This window comes from Actinosynnema sp., assembly GCF_052038725.1.
Map to the genome: position 1 here is coordinate 1 of NZ_JBQGCX010001196.1, position 3515 is coordinate 3515.

Consider the following 3515-nt stretch of genomic DNA (forward strand, 5'->3'; position numbering starts at 1 on the left):
CGTCGCCCACCGCTACGCGGACCTGTTCAGCGACGTCCTCGGGTCCCTCCCCCTCGAACGCGCCCTGCTGTCCGCGTTCGCCGAGCTCCTGGGCCCCGGCGCCCGCGTGGCGGACCTCGGCTGCGGCCTCGGCCACCTCACCGCGCACCTGCGCGCGTTCGACCTGCCCGACGACCGCCTCGCCGGAATCCTGGCGTTCTGCTCGGTGATCCACACCCCGCCCGCCGAACTCCCGCCCGTGCTCGCCGAGTTCCACCGGGTGCTCGAACCCGGCGGTCACCCCGTGCTCGGTTTCTTCGCCTGCGACGATCCGGAACCGCGGGCCTTCGACCACAAAGTCGTGACCGCCTACCGCTGGTCACCCGCCGCCCTGCCGGCGCTGCTGCAAGAGCGCGGTTCCACCGAAGTGGCCCGGCTGGTGCGGGAACCGCAGGTCGGCGGTTGTCACCACCCCCGACCGCGACATTCCACTCCCCTGGGCGCGCCCCCGCGGTGGGTACAGTGGAACTCCTGCGTGGTGCGCGCCGAATCGGCGCGGGCAGTTCCCAGGAGGAGCGGCACACGATCATGGGTTGTGGATTGGCTATTCCGCGGACGGCCGTCGGCGCCGCCCGGTCCGGTGGTGGGGCGTGACCGAGGCCTTCACGTGGGAGACCGACGAGGACATCAAGCTGGCGGCCACGCTGCGCCGCGACGCGGAGGCGGCGAACGCGGCCGACTCCACCCGCGCCTACCTCAAGGCGATCGGCCGGGTGCGGCTGCTGACCGCCGACCAGGAGGTGGAGCTGGCCAGGCGGGTGGAGGCGGGCCTGTACGCCGAGCACCTGCTGGACCTGCCGCCCGCGGCGCGCGGGTCGCGGCGGCCGGTCGAGCTGCGGCGGGTTGTGCGGGACGGGCAGCGCGCCAAGGACCACCTGCTGGAGGCGAACCTGCGGCTGGTGGTGAGCATCGCCAAGCGGTACACCGGCAAGGGCATGGCGCTGCTCGACGTCATCCAGGAGGGCAACCTGGGCCTGGTGCGCGCGGTCGAGAAGTTCGACTACGCCAAGGGGTTCAAGTTCTCCACCTACGCCACGTGGTGGATCCGGCAGGCGATCACGCGCGCGCTGGCCGACCAGTCGCGCACCATCCGGCTGCCCGTGCACATGGTGGAGGTGGTCACCAAGCTGGCGCGGATCGAGCGGGACCTGCTGCACCGCAACGGGCGCGAGGCGACCGCCGAGGAGGTCGCGGTCGAGCTGGACGTGACGCCGGAGAAGGTCGTGGAGCTGCGGCAGCACGCGCGCACGCCGGTGTCGCTGGACCAGGCCATCGGCGCGGAGGCGGACACCTCCATCGGCGACCTGATCGCGGACGAGAACGCGGTGGCCCCGCTGGAGGCGGTCAGCTCGGCGCTGCTGTCGGCGGACCTGCGGGCGGTGCTGGAGACGCTGACGCCGCGCGAGGCGGGCGTGGTGCGGATGCGGTACGGCTTCCCGGACGGGGTGCTGCACACGCTGGACGAGGTCGGGCGGGTGTACGGGGTGACGCGGGAGCGCATCCGGCAGATCGAGTCGCGCACCATGGCGAAGTTGCAGCACCCGGCGCGCTCGCGCGGGCTGGAGGGCTACCTGGACTGAGGGGGCGCGGGGCACGCGCCCCCTCGGTCGAGGGCCCGCTCAGAACACGTCCGTCGCGTACCGCCCCCCGGCGCGGAGCGCGTCCAGCCACCCGGCGCCGGGACCGATGCGCCCCAGCACTTCCTCCACCGCGGGTCCCACCCGCGTCGCGTCGCCGCAGAGGTACACGCGCGCCCCGGCGTCCACCAGCTCGCGCACCCGGTCCCGCCGCTGCCACAGCCGGTGCTGCACGTGGCGGACCTCGCCATCGGGGTGGCGCGAGTAGGCCCGGTCCACCTCCAGCCAGTCGCCGAGCGCGGCGAGCTCCTCCGCGTACAGGTCGTCCAGCTCGGGCCCCCGGCAGCCGAACAGCAGCAGCGCCGGGCCCGGTTCGCCGCCGAGCGCGGCCCGCGCCCGCAGGAACCCCCGGAACGGCGCGATCCCGGTGCCCGCGGCGATCAGCACCACGGGGACGGTGTTGTCGGCGGGCGGGCGGAACGACTCCGGCGGTGACGCGATCCCGACGGCCACGCGGTCGCCGGGTCGCACCCGGCTCAGGTAGCCGGAGGTCACGCCGGTGACCGACACGGTGAGCGCCACCTCGGCCCGCTCCTCGGCCGCCGAGCTGATCGAGTACAGGCGGGTCCTGGGCGCGGGCAGCAGTTCCAGGGCCAGCGCCAGGTCGACCGCGCACGAGGGGAAGCGCTCCAGCAGCTCCAGCAGCGTCGCCCCGGTCGTGGCGGCCAGCTCGGCGCGCTCCGGCGGGCACGGGCAGCGCTCGGCCAGGCGCGCGACGACCCCGGCGCCCGCGGGCGCGGACAGGTCGACGCACCGGGTCAGCAGCTCGTCCACGCGCAGCGCGCGCCCGACCGGCACCAGCCCGGTGGGCGCGCTCGACTCGACCGTCACGACCCGCTCCGCGCGCGTGCCCAGCCGCGCCACCGCCCGCCGCACCAGGTCGGGGTGGTTCTGCGGCAGCACGGACAGGTAGTCGCCGGTGCGGTAGGACGTGCCGTCGGGCAGCCGCAGCTCCAGGTGCCGCTTGGACCCGGCGTCCGGTCCGCGCACCAGCTCCCGGTTCTCCAGCACGACCGCCGACGCGAGATCGCCGAGGCCGTCCGCCGCGTCCGACTCGACCACCCGGAAGCGCGGCCCGATCTCGCCCACCTCGACCCCGCACTCGGCCGACAGCAGCGGCCACAGCGGCTCGTACCAGCGCTCCCAGTCGCCGAAGAAGTCCGCGCGGGCGTCGGTGGCCCCGCGCTCGCGCAGCCGCCGGGCGCCCGCCGCCGCCATGGCCTCGTCGATCAGGGTGGGCACGCGCTGGTAGGTGGCCGACCAGTCCAGGTTGCCGCAGCCGAGCACCAGGTAGTCCACTCCGGACAGGTCGGGCCCGTCCTGCGTGAGCCACCGCACGAAGTGGGCCGCGTTGTCCGGCGGGGCGCCGTTGTAGGAGGAGCTGACGATCACCACCGGTCCCGACGCGGGCAGGGCGCGCACCGCGTCGTCAAGGGGCGCGACGGAAGTCGCCCACCCGCGAGCCGCACCGTCACCGGCGATCGTGCGCGCCAGGCCCTCGCCGCTGCCGCCGTTCGACCCGTAGAACACGTGCAGCGGGGTTCCGTGCCGATGGGAGGCCGGAACCTGGTGCGGCACAACGGTTTCGACGGTCGCGGTGGCGCCAGGGCGGTCGGTGCGCGGCCGGGCGCGGACCACCAGCGAGTCCGGCTTGAGCGTCAACGTCTGCTTGATCGTCAGCCGGTGGTCGGGGTCGGCGAGCGCGAGGTCGAACCGCTGGAGCACCAGCGCCAGCACGAGGGTCGCCTCCTGCAGGGCGAACGGCCGCCCGATGCACGCCCGCGCCCCGTGCCCGAACGGCATCCACGCGCAGGCCGGGATCTCGTCCATCCGCTCGGG

2 protein-coding genes and 1 pseudogene are annotated in these 3515 nt (G+C 74.8%); 1 reads left to right on the plus strand and 2 read right to left on the minus strand.

Annotation, left to right across the window (positions count from 1 at the left end; genetic code table 11):
• A partial coding sequence (locus tag ACTUAL_RS25060) for a hypothetical protein (RefSeq protein ID WP_440901974.1) occupies positions 1–280 on the minus strand: 280 nt, incomplete at its 3' end.
• 361 nt (positions 281–641) lie between these two features.
• On the opposite strand from ACTUAL_RS25060, the pseudogene ACTUAL_RS25065 reads away from it, so the two are divergent.
• Positions 642–1619: pseudogene (locus tag ACTUAL_RS25065) on the plus strand (RNA polymerase sigma factor); the annotation flags it as partial.
• Between the two features lie 39 nt (positions 1620–1658).
• On the opposite strand, the gene ACTUAL_RS25070 reads toward ACTUAL_RS25065, so the two are convergent.
• Positions 1659–3515 (minus strand): cytochrome P450 (locus ACTUAL_RS25070; RefSeq protein WP_440901975.1); only part of this gene is annotated, 1857 nt, incomplete at its 5' end.